The organism is Rhabdochromatium marinum (assembly GCF_016583795.1).
Taxonomy (GTDB): domain Bacteria; phylum Pseudomonadota; class Gammaproteobacteria; order Chromatiales; family Chromatiaceae; genus Rhabdochromatium; species Rhabdochromatium marinum.
This window is the reverse complement of record NZ_NRRS01000010.1, coordinates 1-24828: the sequence shown is the minus strand read 5'-3', so window position 1 is coordinate 24828 and position 24828 is coordinate 1. Positions and strand designations below refer to the sequence as shown.

The following is a 24828-nucleotide window of genomic DNA, read 5'->3' as shown; positions in this document are numbered from 1 at the left end:
CATGGCTCAACAGATCCTCAGGGTTCCACCGACCAAAAACACCCTGCTCGCGCTCAAGAAGCAGACCAAATTCCTTGAAGACGGTCATGATCTTCTTGAACGCAAGCGCGAGCTGCTCACGCGCCTGGTCTATGAGCGCATTGGTGAATACCGCCGCCTGCGCGAGGAGGCCGAGGCCAAGCTCAAGGAGGCCTATCGCTTTCTTGGCATCACTCATTTGCGCATGGGCAGTCGTGCTCTGCATCAAGCAGCGCTGGGAGCCAGTCCGGCGCTGGATGTGAATATTCTGCCGCGACGCAGCCTGGGCGTTGAATATCCGTCGGTACATGCCGAGCCCTTGCCATTAAAACCCAGTGGCCTGCTGGGTACGGATGCGAGCTTTGACTCTACCTGTCGCCAACTTGCCGAGGCCGCCGCCGTACTGGCCAATCTGGCCGAGGTGGAGATTGCCCTCTATCGCCTGATGGAAGAGCAACGCAAGGCGCAGAAACGGGTGAATGCACTCAAATACAACATTATCCCGCTCTATCGGCGCACGCTGCATTTCATTCAATCCACGCTTGAAGAAGAAGAGCGCAACACGCTCTTCCAGGTCAAGATTCTGCGCGAACGCGCGACCTGAAGCCGGCCCGTAAAGTTGCGTTGAAGCAACAAGGTGTGGTAAATTAGCGGTTGTCGTTGTAATTTCGCGACGGCATACACCCAATTTATTACGCTTATGACTCAAGCACTGCATACCTCCCCCATCGCGGCGGCGATTCCCCCGAGGGCGCGCCGCCCCTATCTGCTACTGGCAGGTCGTTTGACTGGCGTCGCACTATTGCTGTGCACGACGGGCGCCTTGGCCAACCCGGCAACTAAGGCTGAACTTGAGCGCCGTGTTGCCGAATTGCAACAACAACTCATCCAGGCCGAGCAGGCACTGGCGGCAGCCAATGCTAAGGCTGCGACAGCCGAAGCCAAGTTGGCCGATGCCGCGCCAGCGCCGGCTGAGAAAATTACCCTGGGGCCGCTCACTGTCGGCGGTGCCATCCGTGCCAACTACACCCTAGGCAGCTACCCCGGAGGTGGCGATGGCCCCTCGCGCGGCGGCAATGGTGGCAACTTTGCGCTCGATACCTTTCGGATCAACATGGACCTGAAATATGAGCAATTGGTGGGCAAATTTGAGTACCGCTGGTACAACGGCTACAACTTCATGCACACTGGTTGGCTGGGCTGGGACTTTGACGACGGTAGCCAGCTCCAGGTAGGTGTGAACCGCGTTCCCTTCGGCCCCGGCCCCTATGGCGTGTCACAGAGCTGGTTCTTCGATCAGCACTACTATGTTGGTCTGTCCGACGACATGGATCTCGGGATCAAGTACAGCACCAGTCTGAACAACTGGGATGTGGATCTGGCCTACTATGCGCGCAGCGAATGGAACGGCAATGGCACCAGCCAGGACAGTGCGCGCTACAGCTATGACATCGTTACCTGGGATTACGGTCTTGATGCTGATGGCAATGTGATTAGTGCAGCGGCCAATGGTTATGAAGAGCGCAACCAGTTCAACATTCGCGCCATCTATGGCATTGATGGCACAGTTGATACCAAGATCGGTGCCTCCTTGCAGTACGGGCAGCTCAAAGGCCGCCGTGCCGATGATGGTCATCAATGGGCGGTTTCTGCGCACATGACCAATGCCTGGAACAACTGGCTGCTGGCCACCCAGATCACCCGTTATCAGATCCATATTGATGATGACAATCTGCTCGGTACTGACGAGCTAATTCCCATGGGTGCCTACGACTTTGCTTGGCCGGCGGCCACCGATGCCTGGATTCCGGCGATTTCGCTCAGCTACAAGTACACCACGGGCAGCATTCCCTGGCTTGATTATGTGCGCCCCTATATCGAGTACAGCAGCATCGTGAAGGAAGACAGCGATTTCAACGACAGTCAGCTGGTCACTCTGGGTGCGGCCTGGGCGCGCGGGAATTGGTACATTTATACCGATCTGGCGTTCTCTGACGGCAATTACTTTGTCGGCAACGAAAATAAGAATGGCGATCCCGAAGGCTACAGCAATATCTACTCACCCACGCTTGGGGTGGGAGACTTCGGGGCTGATGCCAACGACTACTGGAACTATCGCTTTAACATCAACTTTGGCTACTACTTCTGAGCGCGAGCAGCCACACAAAAAAGGCCGGGCAGCGCAAGTCAGCGAATGACGCTTGCTGCCCCAGCCTTTTTCGTTAGACCAAAATACTCAGTTGGCGACTGGGCTCCTCAGAAGGAAGCGTGAGACGCACGCTCAGTTGGACGCGCTGGCTCATATAGCTGCTTAACTTCTTGGCGGCCTCCTGAGCAGTTGCCTCTGTTCGGCTGCCACCACTGTTGTCGGTGCCAGGGGTAGCAGAGGCGTCGGAGGAGTAAAACCAGCTGCCTGAATCAGAATCTCCACCAGCGGCGATACGGTAACGGGCGGCCACTTCAGCATAGCTGCGCCTGTTGGTGGGAACCGGGTTACGTGCGACAGGCTGCTGCCCGGCGAGGGATGATTGAATGCCGGCGCGCCGCTCGGAAAAGGCTGCCTTGGCACTGGTTGGATCCGGCGAATTGAGTGCGCGATCAGTTTCAGGAATCGCGCTGACGCGACCGACTCCAAGCCGTTCAGACCCCGTGGGCCGTCCATAGGGTACAAAGGGAACATAAATGGGTGCATCGATCATTGTGAAGCCCTCCCATCTGTTGTGCGCAAACGCTGCCTTTCCATTGCGCTCATGCGGCTGATCTGCTGGCGACTGCTTAAGCGACCAGAGCCGCACTGAGGCTGGCGTTTTTGACGCTCTCTTACCTTATTAGTATAGCTCATCTTTCGAGCCTTTGACTTCACTGGGCTGCGTTCGCCGTCGGTGCGCAGCTTTCTTGCGTATCATGAGGCGGTTCCGGGCAACTTGGCAAGCGCACAACGTCAAGGTATCGACAGCCGTGCCTTGCAATGGCTGACGGCCTTGGGCGCGTTGGGATACGCTCCTGCCTTCCGGCGACTTGTGACCAAGCGTTTATAATCTTGGCATTAAATCTGCTTTATTTTTAGGTTAACGCACAAACAGCGCGCGTTTTCGCAGTCTCGGGTGCGCACACCCGCTGCCCGTCTATGGTATTCAACCGGCTCTCGCGTCCATTCATTCGCTTATGTTTGACCCCATCGCCCTTGGTCTGATCAATACACTGAACAGACTCGATCCCACTATGTTGATCGGGTTTTTCACGCTGATGTTGATTTTCATGTTCGTAACGGCGCTGCTGACGACCTTTCGCGGCTATGCGAGTCCTTTTGCTTACAGCATGCCGACGCTGCTGACCACTGTTGGGATTCTCGGCACTTTTCTGGGGATTGCCATCGGGTTGCTGCAATTCGATGTCAGTCAGGTCGAAAACAGTATTCCGACGTTGCTCGAAGGGCTCAAACTGGCTTTTCTTACCAGTATTGTCGGTATTGCACTCAGTGCCGTGCTGCGACTGGTGCTGGTGCTGGGCGCTAAAGCGGGCAGTGCGTCCCGAACCGGCGTGCAGGACACAGAGCATGCAACTGGCAGCCAGGGGCAGCTCGAACTGGCGGCCGCACAGCTCGCTGCCACCAAGGCGTTGAATGAAGGCTTGAATCGTTTTGACCAACGCCTGAACTCAACCCTGGAGACCCATCATCAGCACCTGGTCACGGCGCTGGACAACTTTGCTGCGCAACTCAGTGAGCTGGGCACCCGTCAACTAGTGACCGCGCTTGAGGAAGTGATTCGCGACTTTAACGATAAACTTGGCGCGCAGTTTGGCGAGAATTTCCGGCGTCTCGACAGTGCTGTGGGCAAGTTGTTGCAATGGCAGGATCAATATCGCCAGCACATGACCAGCCTTGGTGATCAGCTCGATCGTGCTACGGCCGGCGTGAACAAGTCCGAGGTGGCGTTAAAATCCTTCACCGAGCAAGCCTTGCAAATTTCGCAACATGTCGCGGACCAACAAAGCACCCTGGCGAGCCTGAGGCGTGAAACCATGGAGCTGGAAGCCTTGCTCGGTGCCATTGCTGAGCTGCGCGACAAAGCCAAGGAAGCCTTCCCGGCCATGGACAGTCGGCTGACGGCGATGTTGGAAAGTATTGAAACCGCTGTCCTGGCTGCGCAGAGTACCGAGCGCGCCTACATCGAGCCACCCCCCAGTCGGGCGCCCAATCAAGCCCCTGCCAATCAGGCCCCCGCACAGCGTAGCAGTCAAAACACCAAACGATCTCAAACGAGACAAGGCCAGTGAGCATGCTGTCGCTGCCAAACCAGGATGAAACCGGCCCGGGCGCCGATGGCGAGAGCCACTGGCTGGTTATTTCTGACCTCATGGCCTCGCTGATGATGATTTTTTTGTTCATCGCGCTGCTCCACATGGTCCAGCTGGAGCGCGATCATCAGGTGGAGACAGAGGCACGTCTCACCGCAGCAGAATTGCGCGAGGCGATCTATCTGGCCCTTGAAGAAGAATTTCGCACCGATCTGCCGCGCTGGAATGCTGAGCTGGATCGCCCGACCCTGACGCTGCGCTTTCGTGAACCGGAAGTGTTATTTGATCGCAATTCCGCGCGCATTAAACCTGAGTTTGAAACCATTTTGAGCGATTTTTTACCCCGCTACCTGGGTCAACTAGAGCCCTTTCGTCAGGTCATTCGCGAAATCCGCATTGAGGGGCACACCTCAAGCGAATGGGGACCGGACAGCAGTCCGCTGGAGGCCTACTTTGCCAACATGGCACTCAGCCAGGAGCGTACCCGGGAGGTCCTGCGGTTTGCTTATGGCATTGAATCCCTTCAGCAGGCCTCCTGGTTTCGCTCCCGCGTTGCGGCGGTTGGTTTGTCGTCATCGCGACCAGTGCTCGATGCCAAGGGTATGGAAGATGCTGAAGCTTCGCGACGGGTGGAATTCAGCGTGCTGACCAACTTCGAGGCCAGTTTGCTTGCAGGGCGTCTGCTGCCATCGTCCCCGGAAAGCCCTGCCACACCGGCTGACGCCATGCATCCAGCCGATGAAGCCATTGGTGTCAAAAATCCGACGCAGCGCTAAAGCAACGCCATTCAGCTGCCGCTCAGGGCTAAATCGTGCAAGGCTTCGACCGACAAGACCTGATATTGGGCTTGCTCAATCACGGGCATTAGGGCATCGGGTGAAAGATTCAGCAGTGGCCATACATTTGGATCGATCGGTGGAGCATCGGCCAGGTCGCGCGAATCCAATTCGGCGAGATGCGCCCCTGTGTTGGAAATGTGCACTAAAGCCACGGCTTTACGGGAACTTTCGGGTGCGGACATCGGCTCATGGTGGAAGCGCAAAATATCACACAACACGGTTGGCAATTCCCAGTGCTCGGCTAGCGCACCGCCGAGCTGAGCATGATCGAAGCCCAGCTGATCGTGTTCCGCCGTTTGTGGGTTAAGTGCCTGTGGAGCGCCCAGGCTGTTAAGAAAGGCGCGTTGGGTTTCTTCCGGCACCTCGGAAAACAGTACCAGCTGGCCCAGGTCGTGCAGCAGACCACCCAAAAAAACCACCCCCTCAAGCGAGCGTGCGGATCCTTGCGCCAACAGACGCGCGATCACGGCGCAATAGGCCGAATGGCGCCAAAAAAACTCCAACGGCAGCAGTTGCTGTTTCGGCAGGCGATCCGCCGCGCCGGTCACGGCACCGGCAATTACCAGACGCCGCACTTGCTCGCGCCCAAGCAGCGCCAGTGCTCGTTCGACTGAATCAACCGTGCGACTGGGCGCGAAAGCCGCACTATTGGCCAGCCGCAGCAGCATGGCGACCAAGGCCGGGTCTTGTGCCATGGTCTGGGCAATCTGGGCCTGCTCGCTATTCGCATCATCAAGCAGGCGCGTGACCTGGCCCACCACGCGCGGAATGCTTAGCAACTTCCCGGTGGATGTGACGAGCGAATCAATCGTCATGGATGACAAAACAGAACCTCCCTTGGGCGTTGTGCGCCGTTGTTTGAAACATCCACTAGTGGGCGGCCGCTTTTCCAGCCGGCGCGCGCCTGTAGTCTCGCCGCAAGGCTTGAAGAAGACAAGCTGGTCAACAGAACTTCCTGGCTCAGGGAGTCTCGGGGTTAAGCAGAACCTGCAAATGCTCCAGGGTTGCTTCGCTTCCATCAAGCTCAGCCACCACGCCATTAGCCTGTGGTTGCTGCATGTTCAGCACTGAAAATGCCGGTACCTCGGCGGCCGGCGGCCGGGGCTGATCATAACGCGCCAGTGCCGCCCAGCGCGCGACAATGTTCAGGCTGGCATAATCGGGTTCGGCGGCTTGATAATCCCAATTTGTGCTTTGTTCCGCCACGGCTACCAGATCGGAGCCCAGCTCCCAGTAGTTAATCACCAGAATTCCCGTCACGTTCAGCAGTTTTTCGAGCAGCTCCTTGAGTTCCGGTGCTCCGCCCACCTCGCTGTCGTACTGATCGAAAAACTGGATAATAGGTACAGCACCGACGTCGGCCAGCAGCCCGGCCAGCAAGGCGCGATCTGGATCAAGCTGATTCAGTCGTTGTGACAGCAGCTGGCAGTAGGTTGAGCGCAGCACACTGTTTGCCCAGACTTCCGCCATGGCCTCGCGCGTCACCTGACGCCGCGCCTCAAACACCTGGCGCAACGCCAGATGGGTGGCCAGGGTGCGAATGTTGGCAAAACCAATGCGAACAATGGCATCGCGAACCGAGGTAATTTCTTTAGTGGCACGGTAGTGTGCGCTGTTGGTGGCATGGATCAGGCTGCCGGCCAGGGGGGCATCACTCTGGATCAGCTCGACCAGCTCTGTGATCCCGGTATCGGGGTCGGTGGTCAGCTTTTGAATGCGTAACGCAACCTCGGGTCGTGCGGGCAATTCCAGCTGATCGGAGTTGATTTGCTCATAGAGGTTGGCCAGAAACTCGCCTTCGGTATCATCGAGTTCGATATCCTTTACCTGCGCGCGCGTGTTGCCGGTTTTTGGCAAGTATTGTGTTGGAACTGCCAGCAACAGACAGGGGGTTTGGGTGACAATCGCATCCTCGCCGGTGCTGGTGTCCTCAAACAGCTCAACCGGGTCGCTGAGCCCGAGACAGCTGTCAAGCTCGCGCTCAATCCCATTGCAAAGGCGCACGGCATTCCCATCGACCAGAAACAAGCGCTGATTGCTCAGTTGATCTTGCAGTAGCCGCCGGTTCTGGTCGAGGCGCAGCAATTTCGCATGCGCGGCAATTGCTGCGCGCTCCTGCTTAGGGAGCCCTTTGGTGAGTTCCATCTCCGCGAGCACGGCCGATGGAGTAACGCCTTCCAACATGAGTCAATGTCCAGCCGTCTGGCTAACCCTAAAGCCAATAGTTTAGCAAGAACCGGCCAAGCCGTGAGGCAAAAACAACTCATACACGAGAAATTGCGAAGGTTTTAGCTGTCAAGCCGCGGACGGCGCAGCTCCCCGATGCTCCAAAACTGATCGCCGCGTAGATAGCCGGCCGATACCTGATCAACCAACACCATGGGATGCCCCTGATCATCGCGTTCTGCCACCCAGGTTGCTGGCAGCGAATCGAGCAGGTGTACGCTTGACAGGCGCCCGTCATCGAGCAGGCACAGCCGTACCTGCCCGTCGTGATCATGGCGGAATGCAGGCAGGAAGCCAGCCGCCAGTGCGGGAGATTGTGCACCTTCGGCCGCCGCAAGGGGCGGAGAGCAGAACGAATCGGCGGCGGCCTGATGAAGCATCATGAAACTGTCCCTCTGGAAAAGCCTTCACTAAAGTAACGACGTATCAGGTTCAAACTTAAACCCAGGCCGTCGCGCCAGACAGCGCTGCACTGGCGCCAAATTAAGCGGTATAAAATCCAATAGAACATGCAGTTGCGAGAATATCAAGAGAAACTCTATCAGGAGTCGCTCATTTCCACAAGATCTTCGTGCTGGCTTCTGGCCGTCGAACAGGAGGGCTGTGGGCGGTCCTTCGCATCATGGGGGATGCGATCTTGGTGATCATCAGCTAAACTGCAATTAGGTAAGGAATTTTTACCTGCCCTTAGGTCAGTGCATACCGACGGATGCCCGTTGTTTTGCCTCACCAGAGCAGTGGGTTCGCGAGTCTGGATTTTAGGAGCCACCATCCATGGATATCGCTTCAGTATCGGGGATCGCCAGCTTGGCGATTAACACCAATAACACCAACAATGCCGAAGCCGTTAATATCTCAGTGTTGAACAAGGCACTTGACATGCAGGTGTTAGGTGTTGCGCCGTTGATACAAAGCATCGCGCAAAGTCCACAGCCGGGGGGTCTCGGCCAATATGTTGATGTAATGGTCTGAGGCGGCCTCAGGCAAATTGACTCAGACTGGCGCCTTGCGGCGCCGCAAAGAACTCGGCGACACGTTGTTGCAGACGGTTGCTGGCGTCGAGTGCGCTGGTACTGATTCTTGGGCTCGCGGCCACTGGTGAGGCGGCGGGTGGTGAGCGATCCGCGATGCTTGCACTTGCGCTGGCCGAGTCTGGGCTGGTCGAATTTGCGGATGCTGCTGTGGAGTCGCTTGAGTCTTTAGCCTCTGAGCCACCTGTCTGACCAACTGGGTCAGCCGTTTTCTCATCGGATCCAAAGACTTCGGACTGGTTATTGCGCAGCATCTCGGCACGCGCCTGTGCCTCCATGCGCTGCGCTTCTGAGGCCACGCGCTGATCCTGGGGCGAAGGTTCCGCTGGGGCCAGGGCCGCACGCCGAATCACACGCGCCTTCTCCATAGTCGCCTGCGGATCGTCCGGCACGGGTGAGATGTCAATCGAAACCTCGCCGCCGACCGCATACCGCCGTTTGTCTGGACCGATTTCGTAATCATAGCTGGCCGCCTTGGTTACATAGCGGCCGCCCGCTGCAACATGGGCCTGCTCGTGGGCGCGAACCTCTGTGTCACGCTGACGCAGTTGCTGCACCTCGCGTTGCTCGTCAGTTGTGAGTTCCTGGGACGATTTTTCGGTTTTGGCTTCTGCGGGGGATGCTTCGGCAGTGTCAGAATCTTCAGCGGCGTCAGCGTTTTCAGCGGCATTGTTTGCATCGGCTGCTACGGATGCAGGTTTTTGGTCCGAATCGGGATCAGCATTGGTGAGGCTTTGATTTTGTGCCGACATCCTTTCTAGCGCCGTGCCTGCTTCGACCACTCGAACGGGGCTGGAGGATGCGCTGATGATTGTGGCAGGCGGAGGAGTTTGCGCTGGTTTGGAGACCGGTTGAGCGGCGGATGGCGAATTCGGTGCTTGCCCGATGCGTCCAGCTGTTGTGCCACCTAAGGCTGCGGGAGGCAGGTAATGATATGAAGATGTGCTAATTCCAATTGGCATGTCGCTAACCTGTTCGCTGCGGCAGGCTCAGAACACCTGCTCTACCTAAAACCCTGTCGGTCATTAACCCGCAATAGACCTTAACGGCCCGGGTTTAGCGCAACTTGAACTGAATGTTCACTTCAACATCCGTGCGCCCTAATCCCGCAACGACTGTCGCACCGAGCTAATGGAACGAATCCAGTACCCCTGCTCGCGCAGCGTGGCGGGTAACTTGGCCAGCGCGCGCTCAGCAGCCGCGCGCGCGGGATAGACGCCGGCGAGTATGACAACAAAGTCTTCTGAACGGCTCCGAGTGGGAACGAAGTGTAGATCAAAGTCGCTTACTCCCTGTACATATTGTCGTGCTGAAATCAGGGATCGCGTGGCGGCCAACTGAATCGTGAAAGCATCGCCCGACTGTTGCAAGATCCAGTCGCGATCTAGCCCTGCGTCATTCGAGGCAATTGGCGTGTCATTGTTCGCCCGTTCCTCAACAGTTTCCGCTGGCGGCGAGGCTGGTGGAGGTGGTTCCACCGCCGGGCGTGCGCTGGTTTCGGCCGTTGCATCTGCCTGGTCTGCCGGTATCGGTGCTGGTGCTGGTGTCTGTGCAGGTATCGAGGCAGGCGGTGGCGTCTGGTCCCCTCCCCATGATTGCGCGATGCTGGGGGCTGGGTCAGTGTCACCAGACAGAATCAAGGGAACATCCAGTTCACGCTGTACCAAGGGTGGTGTGGCAGGCTCCGGCTCCGCCGATCGCCCGGGTGTCAGTCGGGGAACACCCGGAGCCAGCGGTGGACGTGGTTGAGGCGCATTTGCTGGTGGGTCGATTGAGCGCACAGCGGTGGATACACCCGTGTTGTTCGAGTCTGGCAGTTGCCAAAGCAAGGGAACCAGGAGGATCAACAGACTAAACAGGGCGACTCCCGGTACAAACCAGGGGCGATTCCATAGGGGGACGGTCGTGGGGATGCGCGTGGCTTGTGTTTTGGAGCGAGACTTCGACTTTCTGGCGCGACGCGGCCTGGTTGGTGGCGGATCAGCCGTTTCTTCAGCTTGGGCGGCGGCGAGACTCTGGGCAAAGGTTGCGGGGGAGGATTGACTGTCCGCCATCTGGCCGGCGGCGGGTTCTTGCAGTGCCTCGCGCGAGGCATTGCGCAGGGCTTCTAGCGCTGCCATCGCTGTGACCATGGCATCCTGCGGTGCCAGCTCCTCCTCAGCATCCGGAGGACTCTCGGCAGCGGCAGGAAGCGCTGCTGTTGAGTTTGAGTTGGTTGTTGGGGTGAGCGCCGGCCCGCCCGGCTCGCAGTAGGCTTCCAGCCACTCCTGGGCTAGGGCATTGAGCAACTTTGGCAGTCCGCTGCTGTCGCCATGCAGGCGTTCGACTAGGTCGCGCTTGACCAATCGTTCCGGTTGCGCATGCCCGGCCGCCCGCAGGCGATGAGATAAATAGGCTTGCGTTTGCTCGCGATTGAACGCTCGCAAATGCAGCCGTGGTGTGCGCGCATCATCCTCAGCATCCAGTCCGGGCAGCGGGTTGCCAGCGAAGGTCGGATCGCCGACCAGAAAAAAACGCATCGCCACGCCTTGGCGCTCAAGCAGTTGACGGCGTATCACAAAAAACTGTTCCAGTACCGAGGGCGCGAGCAGATGTGCATCATCAATCGCCAGTATCAGTACTCGCCCGGCGCGCAACCGTTCACCAAACAGATGGACCAGGGATGCGTGCGAATCCGCGCTGCCCAGTTCCCCCAGATGAAAGCGCAGCGTGGCATCAATGGCTTCAAAATTTACCCTGGGGCGGGCGCGAAACGCAATCAGTTCGATATCATCACCCAGCAGGCTCAGGATTTGTTGCAGTTGCGTGCTACGTCCCACGCCGCCGACACCCGCAAGCATCAGTACGGCACTGGGTTCGGCTAGCGCGCGCAAGGCAAGATCGCCAAAGCCATCCAGCAGGGTGTCGCGATAAAGCGCCGCCTCCTCGGGCACCGGGTCAAAGGGCTCGGTCTGCAAGCCAAGCTGGGCAAGGCATTCAGGAGTCAGCGGCATGGCAACCAACCAGGTGCGAGGTGGCCGTTATTCAAGCCGCTGGAACGCGCGATACCAGATTTGCGGCAGGCGCAAGGCGGCGCCTGACGTTCCCACTGAAGCCATTGAACGAAAACCATCACTATGCGTGCTGAGAGTGCCTTAAACCAATAACCACTATAACCCAAATGTCAAACTGGGCTGCGATGTCCTTGCGATATCAGGCATTGCAGACCTGTCCCAAAATGTTCGCATGATCCGGGGGGCCGACCGGATATTCAGCTTAACTTTTGCATGTCAGGTCCGTTAACAGAACAAAACCCTGTGAGCGAGCGCAGCCTCGGGTTGTGAAAGCTGCGCTATGACGCTCTGTCGCCATAATGACAGCGATCTACCTGAGGTGATCCGCCCATGAAAATAGCCAGTTCGGATATGGTGCTGCAAAGTCAGCACAAAGCGATTAAAGAACATGAACGCCATGAGCGTCTGAATCTGTGGGTGGGCGAACGTCCCACCGACAACGCCAGGGGCTCAGGCCGTGCTCAAGCAAGCGTCATCAGCCAGGTGGATCAGCTTGAGTTGTCATGGGCCGCGCAAGCCTCGCAACCCCAAAAGGCCTCTGCCGCTGTCAGCACGGACGAGGGTAAACCGGAATTGACCAGCGAAGATGAGCTCAAGCTCTCATTATTGAAGCGCATGTTCGAGTTCCTTACCGGCAAGAAGTTAGTGATGGCTTCGCCCGGCGATTTCGCCAAAAAAATGGAAAAGGCTCAACAGAATGCTGAAGCCACAGCCGCTGAACTCAACCGTCTGCACAATCAGGCGAACGCCGGATCGGCTGAAAATCAAAGCGCCGGTTTTAGCATTGAGTATGACTACTATGAGCGCCACTATGAGGCGGAATCTACCCAGTTTTCCGCTCAGGGCCAAGTCATCACGGCCGATGGTCAAACCATTGATATTGGCGTAGAACTCAACATGAGCCGCGAGTTTCTGCGCGAGCAATCGGTCAGCATTCGGGCCGGCGATACCAAGCCCAAGCTCAAAGATCCATTGGTGCTGAATTTTAATGGCAATGCCGCCGAACTGACCAGCACTCGGTTTGAGTTTGATATCGACTCGGATGGTCGTGCTGATCAGATAGCCTTTGTTGGCCCCGACAGTGGCTTTCTCGCGCTGGATCGCAACGCAGACGGCAAGATCAATGACGGTCGTGAACTCTTTGGTCCCAGCACTGGCGCCGGCTTTGCTGAACTGGCTGAATACGATGACGACGGCAATGGCTGGATTGACGAGAATGACAGCATCTATAAGGATCTGCGCATCTGGTCAAAAACTGCCGATGGTCAGGATCAGCTCGTTGGGCTTGGCGAGCGCGGCGTTGGCGCCATTTACCTGGGCCATGTGACCAGCCCCTTCGAGCTTAAAGATCAGGACAATAACCTGTTGGGACAGGTACGCTCATCTGGCGTCTTTCTCTCCGAACAGGGCGCATCTGGCACCGTGCAGCAAATCGATCTGGCTGTCTGAGTCGCTGCGAGCTGGCTATTCCCGTCCTCTGCGTCCAACCGCCTGGCCCGGTTCAACCCGGTGTCGGGCTTTTTTGTCTGTTGCGCGCTGGTGCACAAATTCTGTGCGCCGCATTGTCCGTGCGCGGCGGTTTGCAGGTATTATTGGTTAAGCCGGCGGCAGACGGCATACCGCCACTCCGCCGGTTTCAGTGTACCCATTCGGACTTCAGATCTGCATGCATTGATTTGAAATAGAGGACAGCCCCATGATGCAAAACGACGAGCGCCGCAGCTTCATGCGCCTTTCAGCAGACACCAGTGCCAGCATCACGCATCTCGACAACCGCTCCACCACCGAGGTCAAATTAGTTGATCTCAGTGCGGGTGGATGCAGCTTCTATGCCAGCATTCCGCTCGCGGCGGGTGACCTGCTGGAGTTTGCTGTTCATGGCACCAGCCGACGGATCGAACCGCTGATTAAGCGCGGCCATGTCGTGCGCATTATCGATGACGACCAGGGTAAGCTGGTTGCTTTTGAATTCGACGCATAGGCTGCGTCCCGCATCGCTTCTTCAGGCCCGGGCTCTCTATGGCTAACGGGCCATTCCCGGTGCCAGCAATCAGGCCACAACCGGAAAGGTTGCCGTGATGCTCAGGGCGAACACCAGGGCGCTGGCCAAGGCGCCCAGCCACGGCTGCCAGGTGCGCCGATACGAGAGAAAATCCAGCCATCCGTAGACGATAAATAGCAGCAGAATCGCCGGGACAATAATTACCAGGAAGAACAGCTCGTTTAGATTCAGCACCACAGCCAACGCCAGCGACACCAGAAACAGCCCCTTGGTCAGGAGTACCGCGCCACGTGCGCTCCCTGCGCCATGGACCATCCAGGCATCGGCGCTGGCATATAGCAGAGTGCCAAATAAGAGCGCCAACAAGCTGGGCAGACGCCCAAGCGGTGGGAAAAAGCTTGCCACCAGATGATCCGTTGACCAGCCAAACGCACCCACGGCGTAGAGCAACCAGACCAGCACGCCACCAGCGAGAACCGCAGGCGAACTGGCACGCAAGCCATCCATCACAACCGCTCGATCCGGCAACCGCCCCAGGTAGGCCAGCACGGCCCAGGTCAGCACGCCATACACCATAAAGTGCAGCGCCAAATAATCACCAATCAACAGCGGCAGAAAATCGTTCGGCATGGGCCAGAGCAGTACCGGTGTCAGAAGCGCGGGTATCAGCGCTGCAATGGTTAGCGGGCGCCAGCGCAATCCCGCGCCCAGCGGGCGGTTGGCCATGGGCGGCAACAGCAGGGATAGCGGCCAGGCGAGCAGGCAGAGCCCGGTGTAAAACCAGGCCAGCCCCGCGCCGGCGGTTAGGATCGGACGCGTCGGTTTCTGTGTTGGCGCGCGTCGGGCAAAACTGGCATCCAGCCAGTCCAACGCTTCGCGTTGCGTCTGAGCATTAAAGAGCACGCCAATATGTTCCACGCCAGCAGCCATGACCAGGCGTCGTGCACCGCCCTTGACCGGATCGCCATAGGTGGTCTCCAGTGCCACCGGTGCCGCAACCACCTCTTCCATTGACTCCCGACCCTGCGCATGAATCATCTCAGGTTCATAGGCGCCGTAGACAAACAGCAAATTTGGGGCAAAGTCCGCGCCCACTGGCTCAGACAGATAGGGCGAAACGGCAACGATTGCGGTGACTTGAGGATGTGTCTTGGCATAATTCACCAACACATCCCCAGCCATTGAGTGACCGAGCAAGGCCAGCCTGCCGCCATGTGCGTGCTGTTCAGCCACATCCACAGTCTTGCTCAGTGCATCCAGCAGGGAGGTCAGGCGCTCCGGAGAGCCCAGGCTGCCACCGAGAGGGGCGCTGTTGTGGCCATGGCCGGGGAAGTCGAAGCTCACCGCCAGATATCCATTGCGCGCCAGATTGAGCGCGAAGGAGCGCATCAGCTGATGCGAGCCGGCAAAGCCGTGCGCAATCACGACGGCCGGAACCGGGCCGTCGCCCTGGTCCCGTGCCTGATAGAGGGTGATGGGCAGATCGTCCACCCGTAGGTGAGTGGTCTTGATGCCGGCCGCCATGCCAAACAACATCCAGCCGCCATAGAGCACGGCGGCCAGTCCCAGCATCAAAGGTACTCCGTGCCATGGCCGCCAGCACGGACGCTCCGGCACGGATGGGTTCCGGTCAGCCTCGGCGGTCATAGCCAGTGCACCTCACTCAGATTAATGGTCTCGGGTCACTGGACTCAGGTCAGCGGTGTCACGCGTTCCTCATCCGTGAGTGCTTTCATGCTCAGGCGAATCCGTCCCTGCTTGTCGACTTCCAGCACCTTCACCCGCACCTGATCGCCCTCGGAGAGCTTATCGCTGACACTCTGCACGCGCTCTTCGCAGATTTGCGAAATGTGCACCAAACCGTCGCGACCTGGCAGAATGGTGACAAAGGCGCCGAAATCCATCAGACGAGCCACCTTGCCTTCGTAGATCTTGCCAACCTCAACATCAGCGGTGATCAGACGGATGCGTTTCTTGGCCTCCTCGCCAGCGGATTTCTGTACCGAGAAGATCTTGACCACGCCTTCGTCGTTGATGTCGATGGTGGCGCCGGTTTCCTCGGTGATGGCACGGATGGTCGAGCCGCCCTTGCCGATGACATCGCGAATTTTCTCGGGATGCACTTTGAACTCAATGATACGCGGAGCATGCTCAGACATTTCCGAGCGGTGATGATCAATGACTTTGTTCATCTCACCGAGAATATGCATGCGCCCATCCTTAGCCTGCGCTAGCGCCTGCTGCATGATCTCGCGGGTGATGCCCTCAATCTTAATATCCATCTGCAGGGCGTTGATGCCCTCGGCGGTACCGGCAACCTTGAAATCCATGTCGCCGAGGTGGTCCTCGTCGCCCATGATGTCGGTCAACACGGCGAAGTCATCGCCTTCCTTGATCAGGCCCATGGCTACACCAGCCACCGGGCTCTTGATGGGCACCCCGGCATCCATCAGCGACAAGCTGGTTCCACACACGCTAGCCATGGAGCTGGAGCCATTGGATTCGGTGATCTCCGAGACCACCCGCACCGAGTAGGGAAATTCCTCCAAGCTGGGCATGGCTGCCATGACGCCACGCTTGGCCAGCCGACCATGGCCGATCTCACGGCGCTTGGGACTGCCCACCCGGCCGATCTCACCGACGCAGAAGGGCGGAAAGTTGTAGTGCAGCATGAAGGGCTCGCGACGCTCGCCATCCAGGGCGTCGATAATCTGCGAGTCGCGCTCGGTGCCCAGGGTGGTGACCACCAGTGCCTGGGTTTCGCCACGGGTAAAGAGCGCCGAGCCATGGGTACGCGGCAGCACGCCGGTGCGAATGCTGATCGGGCGTACGGTCTTGGTGTCGCGCCCGTCAATGCGCGGCTCACCGCGCAGAATGCGACCGCGCACAATGTCTTTTTCCAGTTTTTCGACCATCGCATAGACTTCCGCCTGCGACCAGTCTGACTCCTCTCCGGCCAGCGCTTCATAGAGTGGATTGCGCACCTGATCAAGTGCCTGATAGCGCTCCATCTTGTCCTTGATGCGATAGGCTTCGCCCAGGCCCTCCGCCGCTTGCGCCTTGACGCGCTCGGCCAGTTCGGCATCATCGGAGGCTGGTGTCCACTCCAGCGGCGGCTTGTTGACCTCAGCGGCCAATTCCTTAATCGCGGTGATGGCCGCCTGCATCTGCTCATGGCCAAACAGCACCGCCCCCAGCATCACTTCTTCTGACAGCCCACGCGCTTCGGATTCCACCATCAGCACCGCCTGTTCGGTACCGGCGACAATCAGGTCGAGATCGCTGTCCGGGGTCAGGCCAATCATGGCCGGATTGAGCAGGTATTCGCCATTTTTGTAGCCAACCCGTGCCGCACCGATGGGGCCGTTAAAGGGTGCTCCGGAGATCGCCAGCGCCGCTGAGGCGCCAATCAGGGCCGGCACTTCAGGGTTGACCGCCGGATTCAGCGATTTGACCGTTGCAATAATCTGCACTTCGCGACCAAAGCCGGCGGCAAACAGCGGACGGATGGGACGGTCAATCAGCCGGGATGTCAGAATTTCGGTTTCGCTGGGGCGGCCTTCACGGCGGAAAAATCCACCGGGAATCCGTCCGGCGGCATAGGTCTTTTCCTGATAATCAACCGTCAGTGGGAGAAAGTCTTTCTCCACAGTTGCGCGCTTGTCGATCACCACGGTCACCAGCACCACGGTATCGTGGACATTAACCAGAACCGCGCCGTCCGCCTGGCGGGCGATTTCGCCGGTCTCAAGCGTGACAGTCTGGTCGCCGTATTGAAAGGTCTTGATGAGATGAGTCACTAGAAAGGAGCCTCGCTAGGTCTGTCGCTGGGTCTGAAGGAAGGCTGACTGCGCACAAGCCGATGGCCTTGCGATACAACCGCAGGGTAAGGTCGGGGGCGCTTGGCGTTTAACACGGCGGCCGGGCATGTCTGCGCCTGCACCGCCGTGCCAAGCGCTATTATCGACGCAGGCCGAGCGTTTGAATCAGGGCGCGATAGCGATCAATATCCTTGCGTTTGAGGTAATCCAGCAACTTGCGCCGCGCATTGACCATGCGTACCAGACCACGACGGGAATGATGATCGTGCTTGTGCTCACTGAAGTGACCGGTCAATTGCTTGATGCGCGCCGTGAGCAGGGCGACCTGCACCTCGGGCGAGCCGGTGTCGTTGGTGCCGCGCGCATGCTCGGCGATGATCTGACGTTTGTCGTCGGCGGTCATGGTCATTGTGGGTCTCCTGTGTGGGGTTGCGAATGCTGCTGTCTTCCCAACAATGACTTCAGGAAGACCGGCTCGGGGGTGAAATAACTTTAATAGCAAAAACTTCTATGGCAAACGGGCGTCGCTCAGACCAGTCGCTTGGGCTGCACCCGTCCATCGTCGAGAATACTCCCGACGCCTAAAAAGCGTTCGGACTGGTCATAGAGCCGCACCAGACCTTCGGTTGGTGCCTGGGGTACCAGCACCGGCTGACCCTGCGCGAGATAGAAGGCCGCATCTGCCGACAGGCGCAGGGCTGGACAATGTCCGAGTGCGGTATCGAGCGACAGCAGGTGCGCATCCAGGCGTTCCAGGCGCTCGGCGCGCTCAGAGGCACGGCCATCCGCTTCGGCGGACTCAACGTCCTGCGACTGAGTTTCTGTTGCGGGAGCCTCGGCCAAAGCCAGCAGCTCATCCATCGTCACGAAATGGGTGTCGCCTTCGATGTAGGGGCCGACACCGGTGCGCCTCAGGCCGACGACATGACCACCACAGCCCAAATCGTGACCGATATCCTCGGCCAGGGTGCGCACATAGGTGCCTTTGGAGCAATGCACGTCAAGCTCGATATCCGGCAGGGCGAACTCCGTGAGCTCCATGCGGTGAATTCGAATTACGCGCGGCTGGCGTTCGACTTCGCGCCCCTCGCGAGCAAGCTTATACAGCCGCTGGCCCTGATGCTTGACGGCCGAATACATCGGTGGCAGCTGTTCGATGTCGCCGAGAAAGCGCTCCACACAGGCGCGCACGGCCGCTTCTGTCACCCCATCGGTGGGCTTGCGCTCGAGAATCTCGCCTTCGGCGTCGGCCGTGGCGGTGGTCTCACCTAAGCGCACGCGTACCCGATAGCGTTTATCCGCGTCGAGCAAAAAGCCCGAAAACTTGGTGGTGTGGCCCAAGCAGATCGGCAACAGGCCGGTGGCCAAGGGGTCGAGACTGCCGGTATGACCGGCCTTGGCGGCCTGAAACAGATGCTTCACCCGCTGCAGTGCGTGGTTGGAAGTCTGCCCGAGGGGTTTGTCGAGCAGCAGAATGCCGGCGACCTTGCGACCCTGTTTGCGTCGTCTTGCCATGGATACTAGTGGTTCTGTTGGTCAGCGACTGGTGATGACTCCGGGGACCGATGCTCTGGAGGAATCGCCGCCACTGCTTCGTCGATCAGAGCCGTCAGATGTTCGCCGTGGTGAATGGATTCATCATGCACAAAGCGCAGCTGAGGAATGGTGCGCAGGCGTTCAGTGCGCGCCAGCGCATGGCGCAGAAAGCCGGCCAGTGGGCCATTGAGCAGTGCCTCGCGCGCTACGCTGTCTTCATCGAGCGGAAAACAGGTGAAATAGACTTTGGCATAGGACAGATCGCGACTGACGCGCACCTCCTGCAAGGTGACGCTCCCCAGTCGCGGATCCTTGACCTCGTCACGCAAAATCACTGTCAGCCCACGCAAAAGTTCCGCCCCAACCCGCTCACTGCGCTGGAAATCCCGACCGTTGTCGCGGCTCATGGACAGGACTCCAGGCGCACGTCAGGTCGGGCGAATGGCCTTGCAGGTTGGTTCTGTCGTCCCTGCATCATAGCTCCCGCGCTCGCACCGTGCGTTCAAACACCTCGATCTGATCGCCGACTTTGACATCGTTGTAGTTCTTCACGCCAATGCCGCATTCAGTACCCGCCTTGACTTCCTGCACATCGTCCTTGAAGCGCCGCAGGGATTCCAGCGCGCCTTCATAGACCACGACATTGTCGCGCAGCACGCGAATCGGGCTGTTGCGGCGAATGACGCCCTCGGCGACCATGGAGCCGGCAATGGCGCCAAACTTCGAAGAACGGAATACATCGCGCACCGTAGCCAGGCCGATGATTTCTTCAGTAACGATGGGACTCAGGAGTCCGGAAATGGCCTTTTTGACATCATCAATCAGCTCATAAATCACTGAGTAATAACGCAGATCCAGACCTTTTTCCTCAATGGTGCGCCGCGCGGCGGCATCGGCTCGCACATTGAAGCCGAGCAAAATGGCATTGGAGGTAATGGCCAGGTTGGCGTCCGACTCGGTCAGACCACCGACACCGGAGCCGACAATGCTGACCTTAACTTCGTCATTGCTGAGCTTGAGCAGGCTGTCCTTCAGCGCTTCCAGACTGCCCTGCACGTCGGCCTTGAGGATGATGTTGACGCTCTTGCGTTCACCCGCCTTCAACTGCCCGAAGAGCGAATCCAGGCTGGCGACACCCTGAGCATCAATCTTGGACTGGCGATCACGCGCGGACCGCAGTTCGGCGACTTCGCGCGCGCGCTTCTCGTCCGTCACACTAATGACATCATCCCCGGCATTGGGCGCGGCGGAGAGTCCTAGAATTTGCACCGGGGTCGAGGGGCCAGCTTGCTTCACGGCACGCCCCGCCTCATCGAACATTGCCCGCACCCGGCCGTACTCCGAGCCACTGACAATCATATCGCCGGTGTGCAGCGTGCCTGACTGCACCAGAACAGTGGCGACTGGGCCGCGCCCTTTGTCGAGACTGGACTCAACAATGGTGCCATGCACCGAACCATCGACCGGCGCCTCCAGCTCCAGAACCTCAGCCTGCAACAGGATGGCATCCAGCAGATCATCAATGCCATCTCCGCTTTTAGCCGATACCTGCACCATCATGGTATCGCCACCCCATTCCTCGGGAACGACCTCATGTTGCGACAGTTCCTGCATGACCCGATCCGGGTTGGCATCGGGTTTGTCGATTTTATTGATCGCCACCACCACTGGCACCTGGGAGGCGCGCGCGTGCTGAATGGCCTCAACGGTCTGTGGCATCACGCCATCGTCGGCAGCGACCACCAAGATCACCAGGTCAGTGACCTCGGCGCCGCGCGCCCGCATCGACGAGAACGCAGCATGGCCGGGGGTGTCGAGAAAACATACCGTGCCACGTTCGGAGGTGACATGATAGGCACCGATATGCTGGGTAATGCCGCCTGCCTCACCAGCAGCCACCTTGGTGCGCCGGATGTAATCGAGCAGCGAGGTCTTGCCATGATCGACGTGACCCATGATGGTGACTACAGGCGCACGCGGACTCCGAGTGGCTTTCTCGGTTTCGGCTTCAAGATAGGCGAGCAGAGTGTCCTCGGCATCGCGATCCTTGGCCTCAATGGCGGTATGGCCCATTTCCTCAACCACGATGGTCGCGGTATCGCGGTCAAGCAATTGGTTGATGGTGACCATCACCCCCTGCTTGAACAACTCCTTGACCACCTGCGAGGCCTTAACCGACATGCGCGCGGCCAGATCGCCCACCGAGATGGCCTCGGGAATTTCGACTTCGCGCACCACAGGCGCGGTCGGGCGCTGGAAGCCATGCTTGTCCTGCAGTTGCGCCTTGGCTGGCTTTTTGCGTCGCCGCACAGCCGGGCGGCTGCTGAGCACGGCATCATCATCGCTGCTGCTGTCGTCTTCGAGAACCACATCGGTATCGAGTCGCTTGCCGCGACCGGGGTCTTTGCGCGCGCCTTTCTTGGCGGGCTTCTCTTTTTCGACGGCCTTTTCCTTGCCCGATTTGTCTTTGCTGCTCAGCTTGTCCTTGTCGCCGCGTTCAGCGCTTTTCTTGGGTGCTTTGCGGCTGCGGGTTTTCTCGCTGGCCAACTCATCGACCGGGGTGTCAAGCACGGCCTCCGCCCCGTCACCTGTGGTGTCATCCAGAGGTGTGTCCAGGGCGGCATCGGGAACATCGCTGGGAACGTCATCCGGGGACGTGACAGCGTCGTCGGCTGCGTGGGTGGCGGACTTTTCCATCAGACGCGCCTGCTGAGCCTGTTCCTCAGCCTGACGGCGGGCCTCCTCCTTGGCTTTGCGACGGGCTTCCTCTTCGTTGCGTCGCTGTGCCTCAGCCGCACGTTCCTGGCGCTCAAGTTCCTCGCGCTCCGCCAGCCGTCGCGCTTCCTCCTCGGCCCGACGTGCTTCGAGCTCGGCCCGCCGGCGCGCCTCGGCCCCGGGGTCGCGCGCTCGGGTCGGGGCACGCCTCGACTCTGAACTGTCCGGGCGACGGCGACCAGCGGCCGATTGCGGCAGCGTCTGGCGCGCGGTGCCTCGGCCCGATGCCGTGCTTTCGGCTTCGCCGCCGCGCGCATAGCTGCGTTTACGCTTGACCTCGACACTGACCGTCTTGCCACTGCCGCGCTGGCCGCTGCCTCCACGTGGGCTGACCGTCGGTCGTGACCCAGCACCTGAACGCTGCGGTGCCGCGCTTTGGCGTGACTCACTGCCACCACCCTTACGTTTGGGCGCCGCTTCCTCCTCATCCGGCTTGCCATGACTGCGCCGCAAAAATCCCAGCAGTTGCTTTTTTTCCTGCTCGGTAATGGTCGCCTCGGCATCTGCCACCTGGATATCCGCGTCACGCAACTGCGTGAGCAATCGCTCCACTGGGATACCAACTGTGTTGGCCAGCTGTCTGACCGTGACTTCGCTCGTCATTCGCACCTCCGCGGGCTAATCCTGATTCGACTGAGGTTTCGAGTCTTGCTTTGACTCAGCAAACCAGGGCTCGCGCGCTTTCATAATCAGTGCTGCCGCACGCTGTTCATTCATGCCATCGATGTCCATCAGTTCATCGACCGACTGTTCGGCCAGGTCATCCATGCTGGTCACTTGGCGCCGTGCCAGCTCCTCCGCCAGAGCCTCATCCATGCCATCCAGCGCGAGCAGTTCCGCACTGAGTTTGGCCGTTGCCGGCCCGGCAACTTCAGGCGTCGTTTCCGGCGGTTCCGAGGCTGCGTCTGACTCAAGGGCGTCAAGTCCGATATCAGCCTCAGCCTCGCTGGCTTCGTCACCACTGTCATCACTGGCAGTGGCTTCCTGGCTTAGCGCCCGTTCCTTGGCACGCTGGCGCAGCAGCTCAACAATATCATTATCAAATTCGGCAATGGCTTGCAGTTCTTCCACCGGGACATAGGCCACTTCATCGATGGTGGTAAAGCCCTCATCGACCAGCACGGCGGCGACGCTCTCATCCACCTCAAGCTGAGCAACGAAGTGATCGACCAGCCGCTGCCCTTCTTCCTCATTCTTGGCGGCGGCATCGGCTTCACTCATCACATTGAGTTCCCAGCCGGTCAACTGACTGGCCAGGCGCACGTTCTGCCCGCCCCGTCCAATGGCCTGGGAAAGATTCTCCTCCTTGACGGCCACGTCCATACTGTGAGCGTCTTCATCAATCACGATGGAGACGACATCCGCCGGCGACATGGCATTGATCACGAATTGCGCCGGATTCTCGTCCCAAAGAATAATATCGACTCGCTCACCATTGAGTTCATTGGAAACCGCCTGCACGCGCGAGCCGCGCATTCCGACGCAGGCACCAACCGGATCGAGGCGCGGATCGAAGGTGCGTACGGCAATTTTGGCCCGCAGCCCCGGGTCGCGCGCGGCGCCCAAAATTTCAATGGTGCGCTCGCCAACCTCGGGCACCTCCAGCCGAAACAGCTCAATGAGCAAATCCGGAGCGGTACGGCTGACGAATAACTGCGGCCCTTTCATCTCGGCGCGCACTTCATATAGCAGTCCGCGCAGGCGATCCCCGGGGCGTACCGTCTCACGCGCAATCATTTGATCGCGCGGCACCAGCGCCTCAGCATGACCGCCCAAGTCCAGCACAATGGTATTGCGCTCGGCTTTCTTGACGATGCCGGTGACCAGCTCGCCCTCACGATCACGAAAGGCCTCGACAATTTTGGCCCGCTCGGCCTCGCGCACCTTCTGCACGATGACCTGTTTAGCTGTCTGTGCGGCGATGCGCCCGAACAGCTCGGACTCGATTTCCTCCTCGATAAAGCCACCGAGTTCGATGCCAGGTTCCAGCTCGGAGGCGGCGGAGAAGGTAATTTGCCGCTCAGGCGCCTCCAGAGGGGTGCCATCGGGATCGGCCACCACCTCCCAGCGGCGGAAGGTTCGATAGTCACCCGAGTGCCGGTCAATACTGACCCGCGCATCCATGTCGCCACCATGTTTTTTGCGTGTCGCCGAGGCCAGCGCCGCCTCCATCGCCTCGAAGATAATCTCCTTGGCCACGTCTTTCTCGTTCGAGACGGCCTCGACCACCAACAGAATCTCTTTGCTCATGCGTGATATCCGCGATCAACCAACCCACAACCTGTAACGACGGTGCCGGGTGCCTTGAATCAAAACTGTGGTACCAGCCGCGCGCGCTCAATCAGCGCCAGCGGGCAGGACTCAACCTCGCCATCGTCGAGCTCCAGATGTAGCTCGTCATCTACCACAGCCCCCAGTACGCCCTCAAAGTTGCGCCGCCCGGCGCGTTTCTCCGCCAGGCGCACTCGCGCGCGCTGCCCCTGAAACCGCTGCAACTGCTCCACCGTAAACAAAGGTCGGTCAAGCCCCGGCGAAGACACCTCAAGCTCATACTGACCAGGAATCGGGTCTTCGAGATCGAACTGACCACTGAGCTGATGACTGACCAGCGCGCAGTCATCGACGGTAATGCCATCCGGGTGATCGATATACACCCGCAGCACGGCGTGCTGTCCGCCCCCCAGATACTCAACGCCCACCAGCTCATAGCCGAGTGGTTCGACCACCGCGCCGACCAGCGCGCTCAGCTGTGGATTGGCCTGACGCATAACAGTTACCCGGGTTTGCCCGAAACTCTCCAGTCCAAAAACAAAAAATGGGCGCAACGCCCAGTACTTGATTACTGCCCGCTTAGGCAGCAACCGGCTCTAAGATCATAAAAAAACCCCGATGACGGGGTTTTTAGGATCGCTCCCTGACCGCCGCAGCGCCCTGTGGGTCAGGGTACATCAGGCGGGCGATCTTGCATGTCCCGGCGGCTGTGCGCAGCGATTCATCGACCAGCGATGAGGCGCGCGCCCCGATATCGGGCTACCGCACTAACCTAAGCCGTCAAAATATACAGACATGCCTTCCTGAGCGCAAGATAAGTGTGATCTGGGCAGCAATTCCCGCTGACCTCTGTGGCGAGCGGTTGCGATGGCCCCGATCCGCCGTTGAAAATCAACCGGCACGCGAACACCTCGCGACAAAGAAGCGCTGTGGTACGCCCGGCTTGTTCTCACCCTC

21 protein-coding genes are annotated in these 24828 nt (G+C 59.1%); 7 read left to right on the top strand and 14 right to left on the bottom strand.

Annotated elements, in window-relative coordinates; genetic code table 11:
- The first annotated feature begins 1 nt into the window (after position 1).
- Both CKO36_RS04745 and CKO36_RS04740 read left to right on the top strand, forming a co-directional pair.
- Positions 2 to 622 (top strand): V-type ATP synthase subunit D, encoded by a 621-nt coding sequence (locus CKO36_RS04745; protein WP_200281245.1) that lies wholly within the window; start codon positions 2 to 4, stop codon positions 620 to 622.
- A gap of 267 nt (positions 623 to 889) precedes the next feature.
- The gene (locus CKO36_RS04740) at positions 890 to 2167 is read left to right on the top strand and encodes a hypothetical protein (protein WP_420826314.1); all 1278 of its coding nucleotides are present in this window, start codon (positions 890 to 892) and stop codon (positions 2165 to 2167) included.
- Between the two features lie 73 nt (positions 2168 to 2240).
- Here the strand turns inward: CKO36_RS04740 and CKO36_RS04735 are convergent, their stop codons facing one another.
- Positions 2241 to 2717, bottom strand: coding sequence for a hypothetical protein (locus tag CKO36_RS04735; RefSeq protein WP_200281241.1), 477 nt, complete (start codon positions 2715 to 2717; stop codon positions 2241 to 2243).
- 466 nt (positions 2718 to 3183) lie between these two features.
- On the opposite strand from CKO36_RS04735, the gene CKO36_RS04730 reads away from it, so the two are divergent.
- Complete coding sequence (locus tag CKO36_RS04730) at positions 3184 to 4296, top strand: hypothetical protein (RefSeq protein ID WP_200281238.1); 1113 nt, start codon at positions 3184 to 3186, stop codon at positions 4294 to 4296.
- 2 nt (positions 4297 to 4298) lie between these two features.
- On the top strand, positions 4299 to 5093 hold the full coding sequence (locus CKO36_RS04725; RefSeq protein ID WP_200281235.1) for an OmpA/MotB family protein: 795 nt from the start codon (positions 4299 to 4301) through the stop codon (positions 5091 to 5093).
- 11 nt (positions 5094 to 5104) lie between these two features.
- On the opposite strand, the gene CKO36_RS04720 is transcribed toward CKO36_RS04725, so the two are convergent.
- From CKO36_RS04720 to CKO36_RS04710, 3 genes are all read right to left on the bottom strand, one after another.
- Entirely contained in the window at positions 5105 to 5971 is an 867-nt protein-coding gene (locus CKO36_RS04720) for an HDOD domain-containing protein (RefSeq protein ID WP_200281232.1), read from the bottom strand.
- 145 nt (positions 5972 to 6116) lie between these two features.
- Complete coding sequence (locus CKO36_RS04715; protein WP_200281229.1) at positions 6117 to 7340, bottom strand: HDOD domain-containing protein; 1224 nt, start codon at positions 7338 to 7340, stop codon at positions 6117 to 6119.
- A 104-nt stretch (positions 7341 to 7444) separates the two neighbouring features.
- Positions 7445 to 7765 carry a hypothetical protein gene (locus CKO36_RS04710; RefSeq protein ID WP_200281226.1) on the bottom strand — a complete coding sequence of 107 codons (321 nt, stop codon included), beginning with the start codon at positions 7763 to 7765 and terminating at the stop codon, positions 7445 to 7447.
- A 391-nt stretch (positions 7766 to 8156) separates the two neighbouring features.
- Here CKO36_RS04710 and CKO36_RS04705 point away from each other — a divergent pair, with 391 nt between their 5' ends.
- A complete protein-coding gene (locus CKO36_RS04705) occupies positions 8157 to 8354 on the top strand; it encodes a YjfB family protein (RefSeq protein ID WP_200281223.1) in 198 nt (65 codons plus the stop codon).
- 7 nt (positions 8355 to 8361) lie between these two features.
- Here CKO36_RS04705 and CKO36_RS04700 read toward each other — a convergent pair whose 3' ends face one another.
- Together CKO36_RS04700 and CKO36_RS04695 are read right to left on the bottom strand one after the other, a co-directional pair.
- A complete protein-coding gene (locus CKO36_RS04700; RefSeq protein ID WP_200281220.1) occupies positions 8362 to 9165 on the bottom strand; it encodes a putative metalloprotease CJM1_0395 family protein in 804 nt (267 codons plus the stop codon).
- A 348-nt stretch (positions 9166 to 9513) separates the two neighbouring features.
- A complete protein-coding gene (locus CKO36_RS04695) occupies positions 9514 to 11406 on the bottom strand; it encodes an AAA family ATPase (protein ID WP_200281217.1) in 1893 nt (630 codons plus the stop codon).
- 390 nt (positions 11407 to 11796) lie between these two features.
- Between CKO36_RS04695 and CKO36_RS04690 the strand changes: the two genes are divergently transcribed.
- Together CKO36_RS04690 and CKO36_RS04685 are read left to right on the top strand one after the other, a co-directional pair.
- Positions 11797 to 12915, top strand: a complete 1119-nt coding sequence (locus CKO36_RS04690) for a hypothetical protein (protein WP_200281214.1) — start codon at positions 11797 to 11799, stop codon at positions 12913 to 12915.
- Positions 12916 to 13162: 247 nt separating this feature from the next.
- On the top strand, positions 13163 to 13447 hold the full coding sequence (locus CKO36_RS04685; RefSeq protein ID WP_200281211.1) for a PilZ domain-containing protein: 285 nt from the start codon (positions 13163 to 13165) through the stop codon (positions 13445 to 13447).
- A 69-nt stretch (positions 13448 to 13516) separates the two neighbouring features.
- Here CKO36_RS04685 and CKO36_RS04680 read toward each other — a convergent pair whose 3' ends face one another.
- The 8 genes from CKO36_RS04680 to rimP all read right to left on the bottom strand — a co-directional run bounded on the left by CKO36_RS04680 (position 13517) and on the right by rimP (position 24368).
- On the bottom strand, positions 13517 to 15040 hold the full coding sequence (locus tag CKO36_RS04680) for an alpha/beta hydrolase (RefSeq protein WP_200281208.1): 1524 nt from the start codon (positions 15038 to 15040) through the stop codon (positions 13517 to 13519).
- A 119-nt stretch (positions 15041 to 15159) separates the two neighbouring features.
- Positions 15160 to 17268, bottom strand: a complete 2109-nt coding sequence (pnp, locus tag CKO36_RS04675; protein WP_200281205.1) for a polyribonucleotide nucleotidyltransferase — start codon at positions 17266 to 17268, stop codon at positions 15160 to 15162.
- 160 nt (positions 17269 to 17428) lie between these two features.
- Positions 17429 to 17698, bottom strand: a complete 270-nt coding sequence (gene rpsO, locus CKO36_RS04670) for a 30S ribosomal protein S15 (protein WP_200281202.1) — start codon at positions 17696 to 17698, stop codon at positions 17429 to 17431.
- 119 nt (positions 17699 to 17817) lie between these two features.
- The gene (truB, locus tag CKO36_RS04665) at positions 17818 to 18804 is read right to left on the bottom strand and encodes a tRNA pseudouridine(55) synthase TruB (RefSeq protein ID WP_200281199.1); all 987 of its coding nucleotides are present in this window, start codon (positions 18802 to 18804) and stop codon (positions 17818 to 17820) included.
- A 5-nt stretch (positions 18805 to 18809) separates the two neighbouring features.
- Positions 18810 to 19232, bottom strand: a complete 423-nt coding sequence (rbfA, locus tag CKO36_RS04660; RefSeq protein WP_200281196.1) for a 30S ribosome-binding factor RbfA — start codon at positions 19230 to 19232, stop codon at positions 18810 to 18812.
- A gap of 67 nt (positions 19233 to 19299) precedes the next feature.
- Positions 19300 to 22203 carry a translation initiation factor IF-2 gene (gene infB / locus CKO36_RS04655; RefSeq protein WP_200281194.1) on the bottom strand — a complete coding sequence of 968 codons (2904 nt, stop codon included), beginning with the start codon at positions 22201 to 22203 and terminating at the stop codon, positions 19300 to 19302.
- Between the two features lie 15 nt (positions 22204 to 22218).
- Positions 22219 to 23850, bottom strand: coding sequence for a transcription termination factor NusA (gene nusA / locus CKO36_RS04650; protein ID WP_200281190.1), 1632 nt, complete (start codon positions 23848 to 23850; stop codon positions 22219 to 22221).
- A 59-nt stretch (positions 23851 to 23909) separates the two neighbouring features.
- Positions 23910 to 24368: a ribosome maturation factor RimP gene (rimP, locus tag CKO36_RS04645; RefSeq protein ID WP_200281187.1), complete on the bottom strand. Its 459-nt coding sequence runs from the start codon at positions 24366 to 24368 to the stop codon at positions 23910 to 23912.
- Positions 24369 to 24828: the final 460 nt, after the last annotated feature.